This is a genomic window from Chryseobacterium sp. BGA-UO-ETr-SB22, from assembly GCF_059567885.1.
In genome coordinates this window covers 466707-491838 of sequence record NZ_JCAQOV010000005.1, presented here as the reverse complement: position 1 = coordinate 491838, position 25132 = coordinate 466707, and the positions used below count along the sequence as shown (strand labels likewise).

The window sequence follows — 25132 nt, the reverse complement described above, 5'->3', positions numbered from 1 at the left end:
AAAATTATCATAAAATTTTGACAATAAACAAGCAAAAACACCTTTAAAATCAAATAAAATCAAACGTTTATTTAATTTAAATATTTATTTCGTAATCTATTGAATAAACATTAAATAACTAACAATCAAATACTTAAAATAGTATATCATTAAAATAGACTGTAGAAAAATTTTCTATTTAACATAAAAAACTATTTGAAAATTTTCACCAATATCACCAATACACAAACAAAAAAAGAGTGGCTTTTGGCCACTCTTTATATTATTATATCCTTTTTCCTAGTTTAAATAAAACTCATATTTATTAAGAAGCTGGATTTCTTTAATCAAATCTCCATTCAGATCAACTGAATGTTTCATAGACTGTACTTCGATATGGGAATCATCATCAAGATTTCTGATAAAGAATTTCAACTTTTGATTTCCTTTGTTTCTATCAAGAACTGTTCTGAAAAAGTCCAGATCTTCAGCTCGTACATCCATTACATCCATTACCAGAGATATACTCTTCGCAAACCGTTCGAAAGCTTCCTGAAGTTCTATCACATCATTCACATTCACGAAGACTCTTCCATCCTTTACCTGAGCAAATTTTATTTTGAAAATAACAAACCTCTGAACCTCCAGCTTTTCCTTCAGCCTCATATAATCCCTGTCTCCCAATCTGAATGAATATGATCCTGAATAATCTTCAAGGGTAACAAAAGCGACCTTTTCACCACTTCTGAAACCATCTTTTACCACATATTCCGTAATCAAACCTGCAACGGTATACTCTTTTCCACCGCCACCGTTTTCTCTTTCTTTCTGAAGTGTTTTCCAGTCTTTCTTTTTCTCTTCAAATAATTCTTCCTGCTTATTTGCAAATGCCTGTTCTTTATAGGCATCTACTTCATCAAGATTCAAAAAATGAAAAACCCCTTTCGGTTCAGCTTTTTTGGTAACTTCTTCTATCACTTCTTCCTCTTCACCGGCAACTATATCATCAGAAACAATTTCTACAAGGTCTGCAACCTCATCTGTAGAATCTTTTTCCAGAATAGGAGCTTCATCAGCAACCACTTTTCCTTCGTCCTTCTCCAACACAGATTTTTTAGAAAGCTGCCCCTGCATAAACTGATATTGATATTTAAATTCATCCAGTGGATGTGCAGAAAGATAAAACCCGATCGTTTCTTTTTCTTTATTAAGCTTATGCATATTTGGCCATTCCGGGCAAGGCGGCAATTTCGGCTGTTCAATCTGAACTTCTTCTGCAAAATCAGCAAAAAGAGAATGTTCCATCTCATTTTTACTCTCCTGGAAGCTTTGTCCATATCGGATCAATCTTTCAAGATTCGTTCTTCCGGCCATATCAATATCAAAATACTGACCTCTGTGGAAAGAATCCAATTCATCAAAAGCTCCAGCCAAAACCAAACTTTCCGCTACCCTTTTATTCATTTGCGAAGGCATAATCCTTTCAAAAAAATCATAAATATTCTTGAATCTTCCGTTCGCTCTTTCTCGTGTAATTCCTTCACTCGGACCTTCTCCAATCCCTTTAATTGCTCCCAAACCAAAACGGATCTGCCCTTTCTCATTTACAGAGAATTTATATTGAGATTCATTCACATCCGGTCCTAATACATCCACTCCCATACTTTTACAATCCTCCATGAACATGGTAATTGAATCCGTATTGTTAATGTTATTACTCATTACACTCGCCATATATTCTGCAGGATAGTTGGCTTTCAGATAGGCTGTCTGGTAAGCAATAAATGCGTAGCAAGTAGAGTGAGATTTGTTGAAGGCATATTCTGCAAAGGCTTTCCAGTCATTCCAGATTTTCTCCAGTCTTTCTTCATTCAGGTTGTTTTTTCTACCACCTTCAATGAATTTCGGGTACATTTTATTAAGAACATCAATCTGCTTTTTACCCATCGCTTTTCTCAAAGTATCGGCTTCACCTTTGGTAAAATTGGCCAGTTTCTGGGACAAAAGCATTACCTGCTCCTGATAAACGGTAATTCCGTAGGTTTCTTTTAAATATTCTTCTGTTTCCGGTAAGTCATAAACAATCTCTTCAATTCCATGCTTTCTGTTAATGAAGTTTGGAATATATTTAATCGGACCCGGACGATACAAGGCGTTCATGGCAATAAGGTCGGCAAAAACCGTTGGCTTAAGCTCCCTCATGTATTTTTGCATCCCGGGACTTTCATACTGGAAAATTCCTACTGTTCTACCTTCTTTAAATAACTGATAAGTTTTGGTATCATCAAGCGGAATAAGATCCGGATCAATATCCAGTCCATATCTTGCTTTCACCAGCTTCAAGGCATCTTTAATGATTGTCAAAGTTCTCAACCCCAGGAAGTCCATCTTCAGAAGACCTGCACTTTCCGCCACAGAGTTATCAAACTGTGAAACAAGAATATCCGCATCTTTTGCAGCGATGGTCACTGGTACAAGATTACTTACATCTTCCGGCGTAATAATGACCCCACAGGCATGAATACCCGTATTTCTGATACAGCCTTCCATTTTCTTCGCACTCGCAAGTACATCATGTCGGGCATCATCCGGACTATTCAGAACGTATCTCATTTCATCAACAAGCATCTGTTCTTCCGGCTTCAGTTTTTCATATTTCGCCAATGCTTTTGCAATGTTCATTCCCGGGCTTGGCGGAATTAGTTTTGCAATATTATTCGTATCAGGAATTGGCACATCCAATACTCTTCCTGCATCTTTAATTGCAGATTTCCCTCCTAAAACAGAGTAGGTAATAATCTGTGCTACCTGGTTTTTACCGTATTTTTCAACTACCCATTTGATAATTTTATCACGTCCCTCATCATCAAAGTCAATATCAATATCCGGCATGGAAACCCTTTCCGGATTCAGAAACCTCTCAAAAAGCAAATCATATTTAATAGGGTCTACATTGGTAATTCCGGTACAATATGCCACGGCAGATCCTGCGGCAGAACCACGACCGGGACCAACCCAAACGCCCATTTTTCTTGCTTCATTACAAAAATCCTGTACAATCAGGAAATAACCAGGATATCCTGTATTGGCAACTACCTCCAATTCAAAATCCAACCGTTCTTTGATTTCGTCTGTGATTCCTGTATCCATATATCTTTTTTTTGCCCCTTCATATGTTAAATGCGTCAAATACGCCATTTCACCTCGTTTCCCTCCATCAATATCATCTTCAGGATGAATAAATTCTTCCGGAATATCGAATTTTGGAAGTAAAACGTCTCTTTTTAAGGTATAAGGTTTGAATTTGGCCGTGAATTCTTCATAAGCATCAAAAGCATCAGGATAAGCCAAAAAAGCTTCTTTGATTTCGTCAGAATTTTTGATGTAATATTCTGCTGTAGCTAATCCTCTTCTCTTCCCAAAGCCTTTTCCGACAGGAGTCGTCAATTTTTCTCCGTCCTTGATACAGCTTACAATATCCTGAATATTAGAATCATCTTTATTGGTATAAAAAGTTTCGTTCTGGGCTAAAATTTTAACATTATATTTATCCGCAAAATGCAGTAAAACATCATTCAAATGCTCTTCTTCAGGCAGTTTATGATTTTGAATCTGAACATAAAAATCATCTTCAAAAGTATCTTTCCACCATTTGAAAAGCTCCTCTCCTTTTTGTTCACCGGTATTTAAGATCGCATCTGGAATATCTCCCAGAATTCCGGAAGTCAGAGCAATTAAGCCTTCTTTATATTCAGCAATCAATTCACGGCTGATCCTTGGAACTCCAAAATAAAATCCTTTTAAGAAACCAATACTTGAAAGTTTTGCTAAATTTTTATATCCTTCAAAATCTTTCGCCAGCAAAACCACCTGCGTTCTTCTGTCGGGATCATCTTTGGTAAACTGTTTCTGTTCGTAACGGTCTGAAATATAAAATTCACAACCCACAACAGGAATTAAAGACTCTGAAACAGGTTCAGCCTCATTAAATTCTTCTCCACTTTCTTCAGCTTCCTGTTTTTTTGCTAAATATTCTTTATGTTTTTTTGCACGGTCACCATTTGCCCCTTCAATTGCTGAAACAAATTTAAAAGCGCCCATCATATTCCCAAGATCCACCATACCGACAGCCGGGAAATTTTCATCAGAAGCTTTTTTAATCAAATCATTGATGCTTGAGGTAGCCGTAAGCGTAGAGAATACACTGTGATTGTCAAAATTGAAATATTTACCCAGATCAATTTCATCAACACTTCCGAAATCCTGTTGCTTTTTCTTATTATGAAAATCTGCAACCTGCCTTCTGATAACAATATTGAAAGGTTTTATCGGATCCGGATAAAGGCTCTTGAAATAGGCGAGCTGATCCTCAGAAATCTTTAATATTTCTGCCGGAACAACCCCAATTCTGATCATTTCAAAGAAAGCCCTGGCCGTAGCATTTACGTCGGCAGCAGCATTATGAGCCTCATCAAACTTGCTTCCATAAAGTTTTTCGTAAAGTTCTTCAAGTTTTGGAGATTTGTATCTTCCACCCCTTCCTCCACCTAGCTGGCAGAATTCGGTTCCCAAAATCATGGTATCCGCTTTGGGTTTTTCCTGTAGATTATCTTTAAGGTTTTTTCTGTAAAATTCTGCTCCTACGATATTGTAGTCGAATTCTACATTGTGTCCGGAAACAACTCTTGCCCTATCTAAAACTTCAGAAAATTCTTTTAAAATTTCTTCAAGGTCACGGCCTTCTTCATTAGCAATTTTTGTTGTAATTCCGTGAATACGGGCTGCGTTGAAGGGAATATCATACCCTTCAGGTTTTATTATATAATCCTGATTTTCAATCAAATTCCCATCATCATCATGTACCTGCCATGCAATCTGAACCATTCTTGGCCAGTTATCCGAATCTGAAAGCGGAGCGTTGAAATTTTTTGGTAAACCGGTTGTTTCTGTGTCAAAAATTAAATACATATAATTTTCTAACTTTTTTATAAAAAAGAGAATGTAAAGTTACTCCATTTTTTCTAAATATTGCTTTATAGCGGTGATATAAACAATCAATAATATTTAAAAAAATACAACAAATAAGGTATTTTAAAAAAAATATTTTAACAATTAAAAAGATAAATTAAAATTAGCTTAAAAAATTAGACTTATTCATCCAAACTAACTAATTATTAAAATATTAGCATAAATTTGATTTACGATAACTTTAACAATCTGTTACTTAAAATGAAAAAACAACTACTATTAATTAGTTCTTTGTTCGTTTCACTGATTAATGCTCAAAATAATGAAGAATTAAACAGGAAATTCGAACAACAAAGAACAGAGAACAATGAAAAATTTGACGCTTACATATCTAAACGATATAGCACTAATAAAACTCCTGAAGTTTTAAAAGAGATTGAACTGCAAAGAACCAATCTTGCTGGCTTTTTACCTGATAACAGACCTTATTTTTTCCAGGCACACGATATGGATCAGATTAAAAATTCCAATTCTGATTTTTTACAGGGAGGAACTATTACAGGATTAACCGGGTCTTTTAATGGGGAAGGAATCAAGTTTACTGTTTTTGACGGAAGCACCTCATCCGGTGTAGCCAGAGTATTTGCTGGTCACGTTTTTTTTAACAATCTACCCAATAGAATCACGAACAAAGAAAGCAGTACCGTCAACTATGGTGATCATGCCACCGCTGTTTCCAGCTTTATAGGCGCAAAAGATTACCCATACACCGTAACATTTACGAATAGTACAACAAGACAGGTTAATTTCAAAGGAATTGCACCTAACTCTACGATAGATGCATATGCTTTTGGAACTTCTGTTCTGGACGGCGAAACTACCCAAAAAACAGTTTTTCAAAAAATCACAACGGCTCAACCTAACATTTCCAATCATTCCTATGGAACAAATCAAGGATGGGCAGATCCTCAACTGATTAATAACGAACCTTCATGGGTATGGAATGGTGCATTTTCAAGCCCAAACAATACATTTGATGCTCAGGGAACTTATCACACCAATGATCGTGATTATGATCAGATTGTATACAACAACCCTTCTTACATCATTGTAAAATCTGCCGGAAACTCATTTGGTGAGGGACCTAGTGCTGATACAAGCACTTATAAAAAGTATTATAAAGATAATTCGGGAAATTTAGTTGAGTTCACTGCAACCGACACATTACCTCAAAACAATTGCGCGCAGGGGTATGACTGTATAGGAATTGGTTCTTTAGGAAAAAACATTATTGTTGTAGGTGCTGCAGACAGAATTACAACGAATGATGGCAGATATACGGCTTCTTCAGATGTTATCCATTCCGTTTATAGCAGCGCAGGACCTAGAGATGATGGTGGGATCAAACCGGATATTACAGCAGTAGGGACAAGTGTTGCCAGTGCATGGACAGACAATAACGCCACAGGAGGCAGTAAAATAGATATAGGAGACGGTACTTCTTATTCCGCTCCTGTAGTAACTGGTATTGTGGGACTTTGGACCCAGATTAACAAACAACTGTTTTCCGGAAACTTACTAAATGCTGCTTCCGCAAAAACCCTAATGGTACATTCAGCGAAAGAAGCAGGCAATATAGGCCCTGATCCACAATTTGGCTGGGGATTCATTGATGCAAAAAAAGGAGCTGAACTTCTTGTAGGGAAATCCAACAACAGCATTATCTTTAATGATGAAACATTGAACAGCGGAGTTGCCAATGTAAAAACAGTAAAAGCATCAGGTTCAGAACCATTAAAAGTTACTATTTCATGGATAGATCCTGAGTTCACCAACTTTACTAATCAATGGAGCAATATTTACAATAACAGAAGTTCCAAACTAATCAATGATCTGGATCTAAAAATTACAGACACTACTACCAATACGGTTTATTATCCATGGAAACTGGATGCCAACAACCCTATGACACCGGCTACCAAAGGAGACAATACTGTAGACAACGTGGAACAGGTGGTAATTGATGCTCCGGTTGCCGGAAGAACTTATAAAATAGAGATTACCAATAAAGGTATACTGAAAAATAATACAGGAGGCAATGCCCCCCAAAACTACTCTGTCATAGTAACAGGATTTACGGAAGTATTGGGAACTAAGGATGCAGCAAATCCTCTTAACAATCTTGCCATTGCCCCTACGATTACGAAAGATTTTACAAACATCCTAAAAGCACCTAAAAAGTCGACTTTCAACGTCTATGATCTCACAGGTAAAAAATTACAAAGTGGTACTATTAATAGCGAGAAAGAAACAGTAGATTTATCTGCTTATACAAAAGGAATTTACATCATTGAAGTAAAAACAGACAAAGATGTTATTTCTAAAAAAGTGATCAAGGAATAACCTATATAAACAAAGATTTTTCACAAAATACTAACAGTTGTTAGTATTTTGTTTTTTTATGTATATTTGCTTCCTATGGAAAATGCACTTCACGAAAAAGTTTCTCAGGATATATTACTCAAAGCGTATAATCATATGATGCTGGCTAAGGCAATGGCTGATATTTATGAAGAAAACAGAAACGTATGCAAATACGTTCACAGTACTTCAAGAGGTCACGAAGCCATCCAGCTTGCAACAGCATATCAGCTTAAGAAAGAAGACTGGGTTTCTCCTTATTACAGAGACGAAAGTATTCTTTTAGGAATTGGTTTTGAACCTTACCAATTAATGCTTCAATTACTAGCTAAAGCTGATGATCCTTTTTCCGGAGGAAGATCTTACTATTCCCACCCTTCAAGCAGGGATGAAAACAAACCTAAGATTGTTCACCAGAGTTCCGCAACCGGAATGCAGACTATTCCCACTACAGGAGTAGCTCAGGGAATCAAATATATTCAGGATTTCAATCTGCAGGAATTCGAAAACAACCCTGTTGTCATCTGCAGTCTTGGAGACAACTCTGTTACAGAAGGTGAAGTGAGTGAAGCTTTACAGTTTGCAGCATTACACCAGCTTCCTATCATCTTCCTTGTACAGGATAATGAATGGGGAATTTCCGTAACGAAAGATGAAGCGAGAACTTGCGATGCTTATGATTTTGTAGCCGGATTTACCGGATTAAGCAGAATGAGAGTAGACGGAACGGATTTCGTAGAAAGTTTTGAAGCAATGAAGAAAGCCGTGGATTTTGTAAGAACAGAAAGAAAACCTTTAGTTGTTTGTGCAAAAACCGTATTGATAGGACACCACACTTCAGGGGTAAGAAGAGAATTCTATAGAGACGAAGAAGATTTAACTAAACATAGAGCTAAAGATCCGGGAGAAATCCTTAGAAAACATTTACTGGAATCAGGAATTGACGAAGATCTTTTAAAACAAATTACCAAAAAGGCACGCCTTGAAGCAGAAGAAGCTTTTGAAAAAGCTAAAAATGCCGAAGAACCAAAGCCTGAAACTGTAATGCAGCACGTTTTTGCCCCTACTCCTATTACTGAGGAAGCAGGAACACGTGAGCCAGCTAACGGAGAAAAAATTGTGATGGTAGATGCTGCCATCCACGCGATCCAGGAATTGATGTGGAAACATCCTGAAGCCCTTCTTTACGGGCAGGATGTAGGAGAAAGAATTGGCGGCGTTTTCCGTGAAACGGTAACTTTAGGAAAAAAATTCGGAAGTAAAAGAGTTTTCAATACAGCCATTCAGGAAGCTTATATCATTGGATCTACCGCTGGAATGAGCGCCGTAGGACTAAAACCAATTGTTGAGGTTCAGTTTGCAGACTATATTTATCCGGGAATCAACCAGTTAATCACAGAGATTTCAAAATCAAATTATTTAAGTGGCGGAAAATTCCCTGTAAGCAATATCATCCGTGTTCCAATCGGAGCTTATGGAGGTGGCGGTCCTTATCACAGTGGGAGTGTTGAAAGTATTTTAGCCAACATTAAAGGAATCAAAATAGCATATCCAAGTAATGCAGCCGATTTTAAAGGTTTATTAAAAGCTGCTTATTACGATCCAAACCCTGTAGTAATGCTGGAGCACAAAGGATTATACTGGAGTAAAGTTCCTGGAACTGAAGATGCTAAAACGATAGAACCGGCTGAAGACTATGTTCTTCCGTTTGGAAAAGGTAAAGTAATCATTGAAGCTGATAAAGATGAAACTGAAAAAGGCAGAACTTTATTAGTGGTTACTTACGGAATGGGCGTTTATTGGGCTAAAGAAGCAGCCAAGAACTTCAATGGAAGAGTTGAAGTAATTGATTTAAGAACATTAATCCCTCTTGATGAAGAACTTGTTTTTGAAAGAGTGAAAGCCCATGGAAAGTGTATCGTCCTTACTGAAGAACAGCTTAACAACTCTTTTGCAGAAGCTTTTGCCCACCGTATCTCTAAAAACTGCTTCAAATATCTGGATGCACCGGTAGAAACTATAGGATCACTAGATGTACCTGCTGTACCAATCAATCTGATACTGGAAAAAGAAATGCTTCCGAATGCTGAAAAGCTCAGCAGTAAGATTGAAGAAATGCTGAAATATTAATTTTATATAAAATTAAAACCTCTAAATTTTTTAGAGGTTTTTTTTATCTTATTTCTTAATTATTTTCTTGATTATTATTCCCTTTTCTGTTTTAATTTTTAAGAGATAAACTCCGTTTATAAAACTGTTTACATCCAAAGAAACTTTAGTAGTATTGACTTGTTTTTTATTCAGGATTAAAAGCCCGCTCATATTATATACTTCAACATCTTCAATCTGATTAGATTTGACTGACATTAGATTAACTTCGGAAACAGCAGGATTAGGATAAACAATGACTGACAAGTCCTTTTCGTCCTTTACAATTCCAATTGTTTCATGGGTTCCTAATGTAATTTGGTCAACATTCATTACATATAATTCGTTACCATAGAAATTAAAGTTATTTGAATCATTAAATGGAGCATTCAAAAATATTTTATTATTTACTTTTGAGATAGAATTAATTATTTTGTTGTTTACTGGTATATTATTAGACTGAATAGAAAGTGGTGTTACTCCTCCGTTACCATTAGTAACCCATATTTCATTTTCTGAATACATTTTATTAAGAAAAAACAAATTTCCATTGATACAAACATTATTATAAGGTATATAATTATCAGGGAAAAATGTAGAATTATTTACAGCAGTATATATGTTACTAAACTGCCCATTATTATATAACCACATACTATTCCCGCTAGAATTAGGTGTACTCATATAATAAATTTTATTATCACAATGTGTTATAAAACTTCCACTATGTGAAGCTATAGGATAAGCTCCGTTATTAAATTCATTACTTGAAATTTTATAGGTACCATTAATTGTCCCATCAGAAATATAAGGGGCATGCTGTGTTAAATTAGCAGCATTCTCAGCACAAGCAAAAAAATATAATTTATCATTTAGAACATCTATATTATTATTGAAACCTGGATTAGAATAATGAGGATTACTGAAAGTTTTCAACATAAATGTTCCAATAACAGATCCATCAGAAACCCAAAGCTCTGTCTTATTTGTCCAATAATCTATTTGATTATTCACTAAAAAGAAAAACTTATTATTAGTATTCCCTAAAATTGAAGAAAAACTTTTGTTTCCATCCATATTATAAAATGTCTGAGTACCATTCTGAGTACCATCTGTAGACATTAAGACTTTTTTATTTAAAGTACTATCAAAGACTATATAATAGGATTTATTGTTAATAGAAGCGTATTTGTTTTCTGAACCTGGAGTAGCATTTAAATTATAAGTCCCATTTTCAGTACCATCGGAAACCCAAAGTTTAGAAGAGAAATCATTTTCACTTACTTTAAATAAAAATTTATTTGTATTCCCTACTCTAGCAAAGGATGGATGATCATAAGAATTTGAACCATCTTTTCCAATTGGGTTAATATTTTTAACCATTCTTGTACCAAGACTTGTACCATCACTAGCACATAATACTACAGGCGCACCTCCTATTGAACATGGAAAATAGATTTCATTATTCAATTGTATACTAGGAACATATTCAATTACGGGCCAACCATAAAAACCTACGTTAACATCGCTTTTTATTCTAGATGTGCCACTAATTGTACCATCTGAAATCATTGGTCCTAAACCATACTCATCGGTTCCAAAATAAAAAAGTTTATTATTAAACTCCTGTGGAGATAATAAATAAGACCCAGTACTAGAATTCGCATTATCATATAAATTGGGAAAACCAGTGCCAAAATTAAACTTAAAAATTTCCTGACCATACTTTTTATTACCTGCATTAATAATAAAATTATTATCTGACGTATCTGTAATTTCCATTTCAAAACCAGAATCATAATCGAATAATAAATTTTGAATAGGTTTTAATGAAGTTCCATTAAATGCTACCAAATTATTATTGTTATTATTGGAATATGCATTAAAAATCAAATAATTACTTTCACCGAAATTAGAGTTTGATTTTTTTACGATAGATCCGGTTTCAAGCTCAGGAAATATATCACCTAGCTTAGTCAATGTATTACCATCATAAAATAATTTTGTATATAAATTATTCCCTAAATAACAGTTAAAGTAAATTTTATTTTTAAAAGAGTAAATACTATTGATATTTTGAAGGTTTGGATATGAGCTAGAAGTAACTATATGAGTTCCTACACCCGTCCCGTCTGATTTCCATAAAGAATTATTATTGAAAAACACTAAAGAATTATTTTGCAAAAATAAATCCTCATTTCCACTAAAAGTACCAGGAAGATTTAAAACATCTACAACCGAATTATTATTAGAATCATAATATGATAAAGACAAAACATTATTCTTCCGTTTTATAAAATAAATAAAACCATTAAAATCAACCATCTTTCCATCTATGGTAAAATCATCTTGTATACCACTAAAAACAAGCGAAGTATTAGCTGTGGTTCCATCAGACTTCCACAACTTCATTTGTGAAGCTGAATTATACTTGGTAAAATAAAGGATATTGTTAACTTTTATGTAATTATTAGTCCCACTGTTGAAATTATTATTTATTGTATCCGCGAGCTCTGTTCCCACAGAAGTTTCATCAGAAACCCACAGCTCATTTCTAGTAGGTGATCCATACTGGTGAAAAATATCAAAAATAAGCTTCCCATTGACTTTTGTAAATGAAGTAATGATGAAATCTGATGATGAAAAGTTAGTATTAGGAAATTCTTTGATCATTTTAGTTCCTGCATCTGTTCCATCGGTCTTCCATAAACTTAATTTTGAGCTCTTTTTTATAAAAAAATAGGCATTATTATCAATTACAGAAATGTGTAAAGCTTTGGTAGCATCATAGGTATATGTATTATCTTCGTTGACATAATTTTTATATGCTGAACTTACTTTAATTAACAACTGACTATTTTCGTTTCCAGAACTTTTTATCGTAATTCCAAATTTTGTATTGAATATCAATTTATCAGAAGTGATAAAATTCATTCGGAAAGGCTTACTATCAGCACTAAAATTAGTCTCCAATAGATTAGCTGTTGCTTGCAAATTCTGCCCCATGAGATTGTTATTATTTAGCAAAATCAAAAACAAAATGAAAGAAGCAATTTTATATATTTTCATGGTTTAAAAAATTTTTGCAAAGATAATTATTTCAAGCTTTCTAATATCTTTAGATAAGTAAGAAATGCTTCCGAATGCTGAAAAGCTCAGCAATAAGATTGAAGAAATGCTGAAATATTAATTTTATATAAAATTAAAACCTCTAAATTTTTTAGAGGTTTTTTTATGCATTTTTTTTACTACATTTATTTAAGATTATCAATCTCAATCCTAGACTATTATAAACCAAGAAAACCCGATTACCCATTACCAGACAGGCAGGACAAACCAAAACCCATCACAGTTTGGTATTTATTTTGTCTCTACACGCAAAACACATTCATCTTTATGATCACAACCAAATACGTCAATTACAAACAGGTTCTCAATCTAGCTGGTATACATCTTATTTTAATCTCTATCTGGTGTACATTGATTGCTGTTTTCTTTTATTTCTTCAACTGGCACTGGATGACGATTCCCTGGGTTCCTGTTGCACTGATTGGTACCGCAGAAGCATTCCTTGTTGGTTTTAAAAATAACCAGGCGTATGACAGACTTTGGGAAGCAAGAAAAATCTGGGGTGGAATTGTGAATTCAAGCCGCTCGTTTGCTTCTATGGTGTATGCTTTTGATACCAAAAATGAAGGAATTGGCACTTTTGATCTTGAAGACCGTAAAAAAAGAATTGTCTTTCGCCATATTGCATGGTTATATACTTTCCGTGAACAGCTTTTGATTCCTACAGAATGGGAACATATCAGTACTGAAAAGAAATTCGGGAATATCAATTTGAGAAGAAACCGACTGATCAAAGCTGGTTTTCCGGATTACGGAAGAGCTCCTATTTTCCTGCACAAATATCTTTCGGAGGAAGAATATGAACTTAAAAATGATTATAAAAACTTTGCCACTTACCTGGTATCTCAACAGGCAAAAGATATCAATGAGCTTAAAAATATGGGTGCTATTACAGAATTCAACCAAACTCAGCTGCAAAACAGTCTGAACGAATTTTACAATTTTCAGGGACAGGCCGAAAGAATCAAAAAATTCCCTTCTCCAAGACAGTTTGCCAGCACAGCCTTTGTTTTCAATATTCTTTTTATCATGCTTCTTCCCCTGGGATTGGTAAATGAGTTTGCAAAGCTTGGCGATTGGGGAATCTGGACTTCTATTCCGTTCTGTATTATTATCGGATGGATCTACATTATTATGGAACTGGTGGGAGATTATTCTGAAAATCCTTTTGCAGGATTGATGTTTGACGTTCCTATGCTTTCTATCTGCAGAACCATTGAAATTGATCTTCTTCAGATGAGCGGAGAAACCGATCTTCCGGATCCTATTTCTTCTAAAAACGGAGTGTTGGTTTAATTTCTTTCTTAAAAAGCCATACATCAGGTCCTTAAAATCATTCAAAAAAAATTAAAAAATATACTTTAAAACATATTTAAAACTTCATTGTTTTTCATAATTTAGAGGAATTGAAAACATCAGCTAAAATCTGTCCAAAATTGAATTACGGTTCTGTTTCGGACAGATTTTAACGTATACTTTTTCGCCAACTAATAATTTATCCTTTCTTTTAAACAATGAAATCCAAGCAAGTACTGCAGGTTTTGACAATGCTATGTCTTACCCTATTCTGCCCTAAAGTAAAATCACAGGCAGCTTTTAACAAGGAATTACCAAAAGAATTTGAAGGCCAGTTCACCAAAGAAATCAATGACAGTATTCCATCCTTGGGTTCTTTCATTGTTACCCAAAACGGCAGGCTTTTGTATGAACACTATTTTCACGGAGCTAATAAAGAAACAACCTTCAGTGTAAAATCTGTTACCAAAAGTATCGTATCTGTTCTGGCAGGAATAGCAAAGGACAAAAACCTTCTTCCCAATCTCAACACTCCGGTTTTAAAAATCCTTCCGGAATACAATGTTTCAAGAAGCAGTTTCAAAAACATCTCTAATATTGAAGGTAAAATTCATCATGATTCTATCAGGAATACAGTAACACTAAGACAGCTGCTGACGATGCAGGCAGGTTTTGACTGGGTTGAAAATTCAAAAATTTCAACAGCTATGTTTTTTTCCGGTGATCCTGTAAAGTTTGTTCTGGATCTGCCTTTCGATGAGTATCCGGGAACTATATTCAACTATAACAGTGGAGAATCTCACCTTTTTGGTGCTGCTTTGGCAAAAATTGTAAAGACCAATCTGAAACAATTCGCGACTGAAAATCTTTTTAGACCTTTAAAAATGAATGTTACCCAATGGGATACAGACTCAATGAACAGAAATTTAGCAGGATCTGAACTTTTTATGAAACCGGAAGATATGCTGAAATTTGGATCTATGATCCTTAACAACGGAAAACTTAGCGGCAAACAGATTGTATCTCAAAAATGGATTCAGGAATCAACTTCTGAACAGGTAAAGCTGGATTCATGGGATGTAATGCCCAATGCCAACGGATATGGATATTACTGGTGGCGAAGAAAAACCAACGGACATCAGGCTTATGTAGCAACAGGCTATGGCGGACAGCTGATCTGCGTTATTCCTGATCTGAAAATGGTGATTGTAACAACCTGCTTTCTGAATGATAAGAACAAAGGAAGAGCAGAGATCAAAAGACTCCATTATTTCATTGATAAAATAACCACAGCTGATCAGTAAGAAGGAATAAAATAGAACAGAAAAGGCTGTAAAACATTCAGAAACATTACAGCCTTATGTTGAACAGTTCATACAACAGTCGGAAACAGTAGATTTTTTCATCAGCGAAAAAAGAATCTGAGCCGACCGTTTATGATACTCTGTTTTTTCAATAGCTTACAATACGATTGCCGTTGTATTTTTAATCTCGGAAATCATGAATGAGCTGTGCGTGCTTGCAATGTGCTGAAGCGTTGTAAGCTTCGTCAGCATAAAATTACGATAGTCTTCAATATCTTTCACTCCTATTTTAAGAATATAATCGTAATCTCCACTTACATGAAAGCATTCCGTAACCTCCTGTAAATCCATTACTTCTTTTTCAAACTGCAGTACAAATTCTTTTTTATGCTGGCTTAATTTTACATGGCACAGAACGATAAAATTTTTCTTAACTTTACCCTTGTCCAGCAAAGCCACATACTTTGAAATGACACCCGCATTTTCAAGCTTTTTTACACGCTCATAAACTGCTGTAACAGACAATCCAAGTTTACCGGATAGCTCTTTGGTGGTTTGCTTACAGTCATCCTGTAAAAAAAGTAAAAGTTTCTTATCAATTTCGTCAAGTTCCATAGATAATTTTTTGGTAAAAGTTTAATAATATCGAAGATACTAAATATTTTTTCTAAATAAACAATATTTTACAGTTTTATATTCTATATATTCAAATTTATGTTGTAATAATTAGGAAATTAACGCAAATTGGGACAATAAAATAAAAACAATATTTATGGAAAACTTTAACGCAGCCAATGAGATCCAGGATCTTCAGTATTTTGGTGAATTCGGAGGAGTGAATCCTTCTATCTCTGACAGCTCTACTTATACGTTCCTTTCTGCAAAGACGATGTTTGATACTTTCGAAGGAAATGCGGAAGGATGCTATCTGTATTCCAGACATTCATCACCCATGAATCTTTATCTGGCGCAAGCTCTTGCCAAGTTGGAAAATACAGAATCTGCCAACGTTACAGCATCCGGAATGGGAGCTATTACTTCTGTTTTGATGCAGGTGTGCAAAAGTGGAGACCATATTATTTCCAGCAGAACCATCTACGGAGGAACGTATGCTTTTCTTAAAAACTTCATGCCTCAGTTTAATGTAGCCACCAGCTTTGTTGATATCAACAATTTTGAGTCTATAGAAAATGCCATTACTCCCAATACGAAAGTAATCTACTGTGAAAGTGTGAGCAATCCGCTTCTAGAAGTAGCAGACCTTAGAAAACTTTCTGAAATATGTAAAAAACACAATCTTAAACTGATTGTAGACAATACCTTCTCTCCTCTTTCGATCTCTCCAACGGTATTCGGGGCAGATGTTGTGATCCACAGTTTGACGAAATTCATCAACGGAAGCAGTGATACGGTAGGAGGTGTATATTGTGCAACACAGGCATTTATTGACGATACTAAAAATGTAAATTCCGGTGCATGCATGCTTCTTGGGCCTACGATGGACAGCTTAAGATCTTCAAGCATCTTAAAGAACCTGAGAACATTACACATCAGAATAAAACAGCACAGCCACAATGCCATGTATCTTGCTGAAAAATTCGAGGAAGATGGTTTAAAGGTATCTTATCCGGGATTGCCATCACATAAAAACCATGAATTGATGAAAAGCATGATTCATGAAGAATACGGATACGGAGGATTACTGACTCTGGATGCCGGTACAACAGAAAAAGCAAATGAACTGATGGAGCTCATGCAGGCGGAAAACCTTGGCTATCTTGCAGTAAGTTTAGGGTTCTATAAAACTTTATTCTCTTGCTCAGGAAAATCTACTTCATCTGAAATTCCAGAGGAAGAACGCGCATCCATAGGGATTTCTGACGGATTGATCAGATTCTCCATCGGTCTTGACCACGACATCAAAAGAACGTATCATAAAATGAAGGAGTGTATGCTGAAAGTAGGCGTTCTTAACCACCATGAAAACATTTCCATATCCTAATTTATTGTAAAAAGGCTGTTTCAATTGAAACAGCCTTTTTTTATTTTTAGTTTAAATCATAAGATTCCTCTTTAGATTCCTGCGGAATGAAAAGTGGAATGTATATAAAGTATATATGTAAACTCATTTCCCCCAGACTCAATATAAATTATTCGCTTAGATTATCCATACAGTCTGTCATTCCGTAGGAATCTAGGTTGATATGTTTTTAATTTGAATAATAAATTAACGATAAATAAGGAGTTGGATTCCTGCGGAATAACAAACGTTGCGTTTTAATATATACCATAAAAGAATTCAATAAGAATGGACTTTAGCCAAAACCTGAACAAGATACTCCCTATTATTTCTTATAATAATGATGCGGAAAAGCTTCCTCCGGTTTCATTCTTACAACGTTCAGCAGAATCCAGGATTTTAGGAACCCGTATCCGTAAGAAAACATTTGAATGTATGTGGAAATAACCGCCATACCAGCAATACTGATATTTTTGGTCTGTAATAAAGCGTGAAACAACACCAAAAAGGTGTACAATCCATAAAAGCTAAGGATTATTCCTCTATGCATTATAAAATACTCCAGAAAGCCCATTATATATCCTAACATAAATAAGGTAGGAAATGCAAAAGAAATTTTTACATAATTCGGGTGTCTCTGATTAAGGATTGGCCTTGCGCAGCCAAACTGATAGACCTGCTTGGAGAATTTTCCAAAGTCTACCCTACGTTTATGATATACGGCAATATCATCAAAAAAAGCAGTGGTACACCCATTTTCCCAAAGGGTCATAGACAGATCAGGATCTTCACCTATTCTCATTTCTGAAAATCCGCCTACTTTTTCAAAAACGGCTTTTTTCACTCCCATATTAAAACTTCTGGGTTGAAATTTGGAAACCGCTTTCTTACTTCCCCTGATTCCTCCGGTTGTAAAAACAGAAGTCATGGAATAGGAAATAGCTTTCTGCATCAGATTAAATCCTTTATGCGCTTTATCTGCTCCTCCAAATGCATCACAAGGAATGGTAAGGATATCATTTTTAATATGTTCAATATAATCTTTTTCAACAATGACATCGCTGTCTACAAATACCAGCCATTCATTCGCTGCTCTTGCCGCCCCGTAATTTCTTGTCAGCCCTGGTCCAGAATTATCTTTTCTGAAATATTTAATACCCAACCCTTGTTCAAAGTTTTGGATGGTAGGTTTCAGATCGATCAGAGAACCGTCATCTACAATAATGATCTCGAACTCCTTATCTGTCTGCTGGGTAAGAGAGGTCAGCAACTCAAAAAGTTCGTCTTTTCGGTTGTAAATGGCAACGACAATGGAAATAGTAGGCTTCAAATTGAAAATTTTTCAAAATTACTTATTCGTAGAAAAACCTACAAACAGTTTAACAGCTTATTCAAAGAAATTAACGAAGTTAGATTGTATTCGTCTCAATGCATGGAAATTACAAATGAAATTCTGAGCCAACTTATTTGACATTTTAAACAAAATGAAGACGGGAAATCCAGCCTAATTTTGCTCTAGAAATTTAAACCAACAAAAAATGGAATCAACTATCAACCCATCACAACAGCCTCTTCAATCCGGCTTTAACGTTTACTCAACAGCTCAGGAAGTAATAAAAGGAATGGATCTTACCGGAAAAACAGTCATCATTACCGGCGGTTATGCAGGAATCGGCCTCGAAACTACAAAAGCCCTTACTGCAGCCGGAGCACATGTGATTATTCCCGCAAGAGATATTGAAAAAGCAGGAAAAAATCTTTCAGAAATTAAAAATTTTGAACTTGAAAAAATGGACCTGATGGATCCTTCATCCATAGACACTTTTGCAGAAAGATTCTTATCATCAGGAAGAAGTCTGGATCTTCTCATCAATAATGCAGGCATCATGTGGGTTCCTCTCCGCAGAGACAGCAGAGGTTTTGAATCTCAATTGGCAACCAATTATCTTGGTCAGTTTCAACTTACCGCAAGGTTATGGCCAGCTCTGAAAAAAGCAGACGGAGCGAGAGTTATAAGTGTTTCTTCATATGGACATCAGATGGCTCCTTTTGATTTTGAAGACCCTAATTTTGAGAAAAGAGAGTATGACACGCTTTCCGGATACGGACAATCTAAAACAGCCTGTAACTTATTTGCCGTAGAACTTGATGAAAGAGGAAAAGAACACAATATCAGAGCCTATTCTCTTCATCCGGGTTCTGTATATGGCACTGATCTGGGCAGAGAGGAACCTATTGAGCTTTTTAAGCAACTTGGAACGCATGATGAAAACGGAAATATCAAGCCGGAGGTTGAAGCCCGATTAAAAACTATTCAGCAAGGAGCAGCTACTACCATCTGGTGCGCTGTAAGTCCCCAACTTAACGAAATTGGCGGGGTTTATTGTGAAAACTGTGATATTGCGGAGATCGACAGAGGACAGATTGAACACAGGTTTGATGAACCGGCTACCATTCGTGGGGTACAGCCCTATTCTATTGACAAAAAAAATGCGGCGCAGCTGTGGAAACTGAGTGAAGAGATGTTAGGGTTCAGCTTTGACACCAAATAACTGTTTTTTAAATACATTTGTAATGAAAAACTTTTGATAATGGATTTCCAGCTGCAATACCTCACACCAGACATCAAGCTTTCAAGCTATGACGACAAGCTGTTCAAAACAGAAACGGTTTTTGAATATCATATGCTGGTATGGTTCATATCAGGAGAAACAAAAATTATTCAGGCCGATAAAACCTATCTGTTCAAAGCAGGAGATATTTTTCTGATTCCGAGGAATCATCTTGCCACAATCATCAATTATCCAAAAGACAGACTTCCTCATAAAGCAGTGGTCATGCACCTTACAACGGAACGTCTGAAAGCATTTTACAGCTCTGTTGATTACCAGAAGAAAACCGGGAAGCGGGAATCCAGTATTTACAGCTTTAGCAGTCACCCACTTCTGAAAAGCTGTCTTGCTTCTCTTATTCCTTATTTTGAGATTGAAGGGCCATTTCCTGAAAATATTGCTCACTTGAAGATCACTGAAGCCATCAGTATTTTAAGGGAAATTGATCAGAATATAGATTCTGTACTCGCAGATTTTGATGAACCGGGAAAAGTAGATCTGATTAATTTCATGGAAAAGAATTATATGTTTAATATGCCTTTGGAGCGATATGGCTATCTGACGGGAAGGAGTTTATCTACTTTCAACAGAGATTTCAGAAAGATTTTTCAAACGACACCACAGCGTTGGCTTACGCAAAAACGGCTTGAACTGGCCTATTATCATTTATCCAAAAGGAATAAAAAACCGTCTGATGTTTTTTTAGAAGTAGGCTTTGAGGACCTGTCACATTTTTCACATGCTTTTAAAAAGCAGTATGGTTTTGCCCCTTCACTGGCACGATAAAATAAAAGAGGCTATACACATGAGTACAGCCTCTTTTTATTATTTTAATTAAACTGAAATCTATTGCAGTTATTTTTTCTGCGAAATATCTGGATCTTTTAGTTCTTTCTTTTGAGATATTATATTGTGATTTAAAGGCTTTCTTTTAGATTTAGAGCCTGATGATTTTGATCCGGAGCTAAACAGACCAAATACATCCAAAACCACGTCAAATATATCTAAAAAATTCCAGGACATATATAATCTTTATTTATCTTCCAATTTATGTACCTTCTTGGTTCCTTCATACATTTCGTACTGTAAAAATCTCGTTTCCAGCTTTCCGTTGAAAAGTTTGATCTTTCTTGAAGGACGCAGACCTATTTTCTTCACTGCTTCAAGATCGGAAGAAATCAGCCATGCTAATGTATTCGGATAATGAGTCTTGAAGGTGTCTCCTATTTTTTTGTAGAAATCATCATCATTAATAGAAATTCTCTCGTCGTATGGAGGATTGAATACCATCAATAAAGGGAAAAGTTCTTTTTTAGACTCAAAGAAGTTTTGCTTTTTAATCTCGATAACATCCTCCATCTCTGCTGCTTCCACATTTATTCTTGCAGCATTCAGCATTCTAGAATCAATATCATAGCCCACAATTTTCCCATCAAACGGTCTCACCCTGTTAACTCTGAATTCTTTAATTTTCGAGAACAATTCTGCATCATAGTTATTCCAGTTCTGGAATCCAAATCTCTTTCTGAAAATCTGAGCCGGAAGATCCATAGCGATCATAGCCGCTTCAATCAATAATGTTCCTGAACCACACATAGGATCAAGGAAATTTCCTTTTCCGTCCCATCCTGCCAGCTGAAGCATTCCGCTTGCCAGCACTTCATTGATAGGTGCTTCTCCCTGTTCTTTTCTGTACCCTCTTTTAAATAAAGGATCTCCTGAAGAATCCATTGAGATCATCACCAACTCTCTGTCAATATGAAGATGGAATTTAATATCCGGATCTCTGGTCTCCACATTCGGACGTCTTTTGAATTTATCCTGGAAATAATCCACGATGGCATCCTTCATTTTTAACGTGACAAACTGTGAATGCTTGAACGTTTCAGAATTTACCGTAGCATCAATAGAGAAAGACTGGTCTACATCCATAAAGTTTTCCCATTCAAATTTGAATAGTCTGTCATAAAACTGATGCTGATTGAAAGCTTTAAACTCATGAATCGGCACTAAGATCTTCAATGCTGTTCTTGCAGAGTAATTGATCTTGTAAAGAAAACCCAAATCTCCTTCACAATTTACTGCTCTGTTTTTAATTTCAACATTTTTTCCACCCAGTTTTTTGATTTCTTCGGCAAGAATAGGCTCCAATCCGAAGAATGTCTTTATCTGTATTTTTATATTTTCTGTATCCATAAGTATGAATTAAAAGTTTTAAAGTTTTTAAAATCAAAAGATTAGCTATGTAACTTATTGTCCAATTGAATTTCTCAATCTCTTAATGTTGTAAAATACTTTGCTTTTAACCGCACAAATTTAGTTATTTTTGCATTATGGAATGGTTTGAATCTTGGTTTGATACCCCTTATTATCATTTGCTTTATAGCAACAGAGACTATACTGAAGCTGAAAACTTCATTAAAAAGCTCACAGCGGACCTTCAGCTTCCGCCTCAGTCGAAAATCATAGATCTTGCCTGCGGAAAGGGAAGACACTCAGTTTTCCTCAACAAATTAGGGTATGATGTTTTAGGGTTAGACCTTTCAAGACAAAGTATTGAATCTGATAAACAATATGAAAATCAAACCCTGCTTTTTGAAGTTCATGATATGAGAAACCCAATTGATGCAGACCCTATGGATGCTGTATTCAATTTATTTACAAGTTTTGGGTATTTTGATAATGAAAATGATGACAAAAAAGTATTCCAGTCGGTTTACAATGCATTGAAGCCCGGAGGATATTTTGTACTGGATTATCTGAATGAAGAGTACGTAAGAAATACTTTAGTCCCGGAAACAGCAATCACCCGCGGTGATATAGACTTCAAGATCATGAAAAAGATAGAAGGCAGACATGTCATCAAAGACATCCGTTTTGAAGCAGACGGGAAGCCTTTTCATTTCTTTGAAAAAGTAAAACTTCACCCATTAGAAGCCATTCATGCTTATGCTTCGGAATGTGGTTTTGAAAGAATAAAAATCTGGGGAGACTATCAGCTGAATGAATTTAAGAAAGAAAATTCCCCACGTTGCATCAATTTATTTAAGAAAAAATAATGACAACAGTACTTTTACTGATTTTAAGTGTAATAACAGGAGTATTTCTGGGAAAACACTTTGGTAAAAAAGAAAAACTGGCCAAAAATCTACTGATCTTAAGTGCCGGTTTTTTAATTACAATCTGCCTCAATGAAGTTTTCCCGCAGGTGTATACCTCTGCAGGAAGCAGTAATCTTGGGATATTTGTAATCGCAGGAGTTCTTCTACAGATGATTCTGGAGGCTCTTACCAAAGGTTTTGAACATGGACACTTCCATCATCATAATGAACACAACATCCTTCCTGCTGCTTTAATGGTGGGATTATTCATTCATGCTTTCATTGAAGGGATTCCTCTTGCCAATGAAGAGCATGAGATGTCTCCTTATCTTTGGGGAATTGTATTTCACAATCTTCCTATTTCATTCATTCTGGGAGCATTTCTATTCAACAGAAAAGGAGAATCAAAAAGTTCTTCATCTTATCCCTCTATTCTCATTGTCGCCTTATTTGCCCTGGCTTCTCCAATGGGAATGCTGCTAGGAAATTATTTCAATCCTGATCTTCAGCCGTATTTTCTGGCTATCGTAGGCGGAATTTTCCTTCACATCTCATCTGTGATTATTTTTGAAAGCAATAAAAATCACAATATTGACTGGGTAAAAATAGGACTGGTTATTTTAGGAGTTTCACTTGCATTAATGATGCATCTCTTCCATCAACATCCTGCTGCTCACTCTCATTAAAAAATAAAAAAGCTCCGAATCTTCGGAGCTTTTTTATTGATATAGCTTATTGAAAGCTTAGAATTTCCATCCTACGGTAAGGAAGAAATTGTTTCTGTTATTTTTAACCTCACTTGCTGCATACGCATCACTTTCGAAGATCTTATTAGCGGAATAGTAAGACGAATCTGAATTACCATCCATATATCCTCTCATAAAAGGGTTAGTGTACTTAGATGAGATATTCTGATAAGATGCATCTACATAGAAAGATTTGAAATCATACCCGATACCGAATGCAAGCGTATTTCTATCGCTTAGCATCATATTGCTGTAAGATTGATCCCCTACGCTCCCTGCATCATTAAATCTGCTGATCGTAAGCGCATCAAAAGGACTTGACTGGTAAGAGTAACCTCCTCTCAGTCTGAACTGTTGTACTCTGTATTCAGCTCCTACTCTTACTTCAGAAAGGTTTTTATAATTCTCCTTAAAGAAGTCATTTAGTGATCTTTCTGCACCTCCATATACTTTATAGTCAGGTTTTGTAAGCCCAAGGGTATAATCTACGTTTAAAGAGAAGTTTTTACTTGCTACAAACGCAGCACTCACCGTTGCTTTAAGCGGTGAAGTAAACTTTCTGTTTTCAGCACCCATATCATCCCCGTAAGTAGGGTCGTTGTAGAAATAGTAATTTCTGTCTATCGACCAAAATGTAGGTGTTTCAAGGGATGCCCCCACTCTGAAATTAGGACTTAGCTTTCCGATAACCCCTAATGAAGCAGAAAAACCTGAAGATCTTTCTGTATAAGGGGTATCCTGCTTACTGAATGCTTCAGTAGAATTATTGGCAAGGTTTCGGTATGCTAAAGTATCATATTGATCAACTGAAGCGTTGAAAAAATTTAAACCTGCTCCCAAATATAAATTATGATTATAATTCGCTCCTACCCCAAAGCTCATCTTTGACAGATTACCATATCTTTCATACATATGTCCTGCCAATGAAGCATCTTTGGTTATATCATTTTTATCAAAAGCGTAAACAATATTCTTATTACCTGGTGACTGAATTACATTATCAAGAGACTGATTGGAGAAATTAATACCAATATTAATAAACTTCCATCCCGTTTCCGTCATCAATGGGAAAGCAATAATCCCGCCTGCATTTCCAAGGTCTCCCTTAGTTTTGCTATAGTCTATAGTAGATCCAGCTAAAGTGCTGCTGTTTTTATTTCCTAAAATAGATAAAGTTCCTGAAACCTCTCCTGAAATAGCTACCCCTAAACCTGCCGGGTTGGTAAGCAAAGAGTTTGCATCACCACCCAGTGCACCATTAGCTCCAGCCATTGCATTGAATTTAGCCGATCCCACCATAGGAGTACTTGAGTAAACATCTACAGTATTTCTTATCACAGAAACATCCTGAGCCTGCGCATAAAATGCAGCAGAAATACTCATTAATACTAAAGATTTTTTTAACATT

15 protein-coding genes are annotated in these 25132 nt (G+C 35.7%); 9 read left to right on the top strand and 6 right to left on the bottom strand.

Features of this window, described 5'->3' with window-relative positions:
* Positions 1-279: 279 nt before the first annotated feature.
* Entirely contained in the window at positions 280-4947 is a 4668-nt protein-coding gene (gene dnaE / locus AC57AW_RS09500) for a DNA polymerase III subunit alpha (RefSeq protein WP_496351662.1), read from the bottom strand.
* Between the two features lie 261 nt (positions 4948-5208).
* Between dnaE and AC57AW_RS09495 the strand changes: the two genes are divergently transcribed.
* Positions 5209-7350: a S8 family peptidase gene (locus tag AC57AW_RS09495; protein WP_496351661.1), complete on the top strand. Its 2142-nt coding sequence runs from the start codon at positions 5209-5211 to the stop codon at positions 7348-7350.
* Positions 7351-7425: 75 nt separating this feature from the next.
* Positions 7426-9498: an alpha-ketoacid dehydrogenase subunit alpha/beta gene (locus AC57AW_RS09490; RefSeq protein ID WP_496351660.1), complete on the top strand. Its 2073-nt coding sequence runs from the start codon at positions 7426-7428 to the stop codon at positions 9496-9498.
* 48 nt (positions 9499-9546) lie between these two features.
* On the opposite strand, the gene AC57AW_RS09485 is transcribed toward AC57AW_RS09490, so the two are convergent.
* Positions 9547-12585 (bottom strand): T9SS type A sorting domain-containing protein, encoded by a 3039-nt coding sequence (locus tag AC57AW_RS09485; protein ID WP_496351659.1) that lies wholly within the window; start codon positions 12583-12585, stop codon positions 9547-9549.
* A gap of 327 nt (positions 12586-12912) precedes the next feature.
* Here AC57AW_RS09485 and AC57AW_RS09480 point away from each other — a divergent pair, with 327 nt between their 5' ends.
* Positions 12913-13941, top strand: coding sequence for a bestrophin family protein (locus AC57AW_RS09480; protein ID WP_318848197.1), 1029 nt, complete (start codon positions 12913-12915; stop codon positions 13939-13941).
* 218 nt (positions 13942-14159) lie between these two features.
* Positions 14160-15245, top strand: a complete 1086-nt coding sequence (locus AC57AW_RS09475) for a serine hydrolase domain-containing protein (protein ID WP_496351658.1) — start codon at positions 14160-14162, stop codon at positions 15243-15245.
* Positions 15246-15401: 156 nt separating this feature from the next.
* Here AC57AW_RS09475 and AC57AW_RS09470 read toward each other — a convergent pair whose 3' ends face one another.
* The gene (locus AC57AW_RS09470; RefSeq protein ID WP_318848200.1) at positions 15402-15860 is read right to left on the bottom strand and encodes an Lrp/AsnC family transcriptional regulator; all 459 of its coding nucleotides are present in this window, start codon (positions 15858-15860) and stop codon (positions 15402-15404) included.
* A 157-nt stretch (positions 15861-16017) separates the two neighbouring features.
* On the opposite strand from AC57AW_RS09470, the gene AC57AW_RS09465 reads away from it, so the two are divergent.
* Complete coding sequence (locus AC57AW_RS09465) at positions 16018-17247, top strand: aminotransferase class I/II-fold pyridoxal phosphate-dependent enzyme (protein WP_496351657.1); 1230 nt, start codon at positions 16018-16020, stop codon at positions 17245-17247.
* Between the two features lie 343 nt (positions 17248-17590).
* On the opposite strand, the gene AC57AW_RS09460 is transcribed toward AC57AW_RS09465, so the two are convergent.
* Positions 17591-18595 carry a glycosyltransferase family 2 protein gene (locus tag AC57AW_RS09460; RefSeq protein WP_496351656.1) on the bottom strand — a complete coding sequence of 335 codons (1005 nt, stop codon included), beginning with the start codon at positions 18593-18595 and terminating at the stop codon, positions 17591-17593.
* Positions 18596-18803: 208 nt separating this feature from the next.
* Here AC57AW_RS09460 and AC57AW_RS09455 point away from each other — a divergent pair, with 208 nt between their 5' ends.
* Positions 18804-19817, top strand: coding sequence for an SDR family NAD(P)-dependent oxidoreductase (locus tag AC57AW_RS09455; RefSeq protein ID WP_496351655.1), 1014 nt, complete (start codon positions 18804-18806; stop codon positions 19815-19817).
* A gap of 39 nt (positions 19818-19856) precedes the next feature.
* Positions 19857-20663 (top strand): helix-turn-helix domain-containing protein, encoded by an 807-nt coding sequence (locus AC57AW_RS09450; RefSeq protein ID WP_496351654.1) that lies wholly within the window; start codon positions 19857-19859, stop codon positions 20661-20663.
* 246 nt (positions 20664-20909) lie between these two features.
* Here the strand turns inward: AC57AW_RS09450 and AC57AW_RS09445 are convergent, their stop codons facing one another.
* Positions 20910-22073 (bottom strand): THUMP domain-containing class I SAM-dependent RNA methyltransferase, encoded by a 1164-nt coding sequence (locus tag AC57AW_RS09445; RefSeq protein WP_496351653.1) that lies wholly within the window; start codon positions 22071-22073, stop codon positions 20910-20912.
* A 137-nt stretch (positions 22074-22210) separates the two neighbouring features.
* Between AC57AW_RS09445 and AC57AW_RS09440 the strand changes: the two genes are divergently transcribed.
* Both AC57AW_RS09440 and AC57AW_RS09435 read left to right on the top strand, forming a co-directional pair.
* Entirely contained in the window at positions 22211-22936 is a 726-nt protein-coding gene (locus tag AC57AW_RS09440) for a class I SAM-dependent DNA methyltransferase (protein WP_318848207.1), read from the top strand.
* Positions 22936-23664, top strand: coding sequence for a ZIP family metal transporter (locus AC57AW_RS09435; RefSeq protein WP_496351652.1), 729 nt, complete (start codon positions 22936-22938; stop codon positions 23662-23664). Before AC57AW_RS09440 ends, AC57AW_RS09435 begins: the two co-directional genes overlap by 1 nt.
* 57 nt (positions 23665-23721) lie before the next feature.
* Here AC57AW_RS09435 and AC57AW_RS09430 read toward each other — a convergent pair whose 3' ends face one another.
* Positions 23722-25131 carry an OmpP1/FadL family transporter gene (locus AC57AW_RS09430; RefSeq protein WP_496351651.1) on the bottom strand — a complete coding sequence of 470 codons (1410 nt, stop codon included), beginning with the start codon at positions 25129-25131 and terminating at the stop codon, positions 23722-23724.
* Between the last annotated feature and the right edge of the window lies 1 nt (position 25132).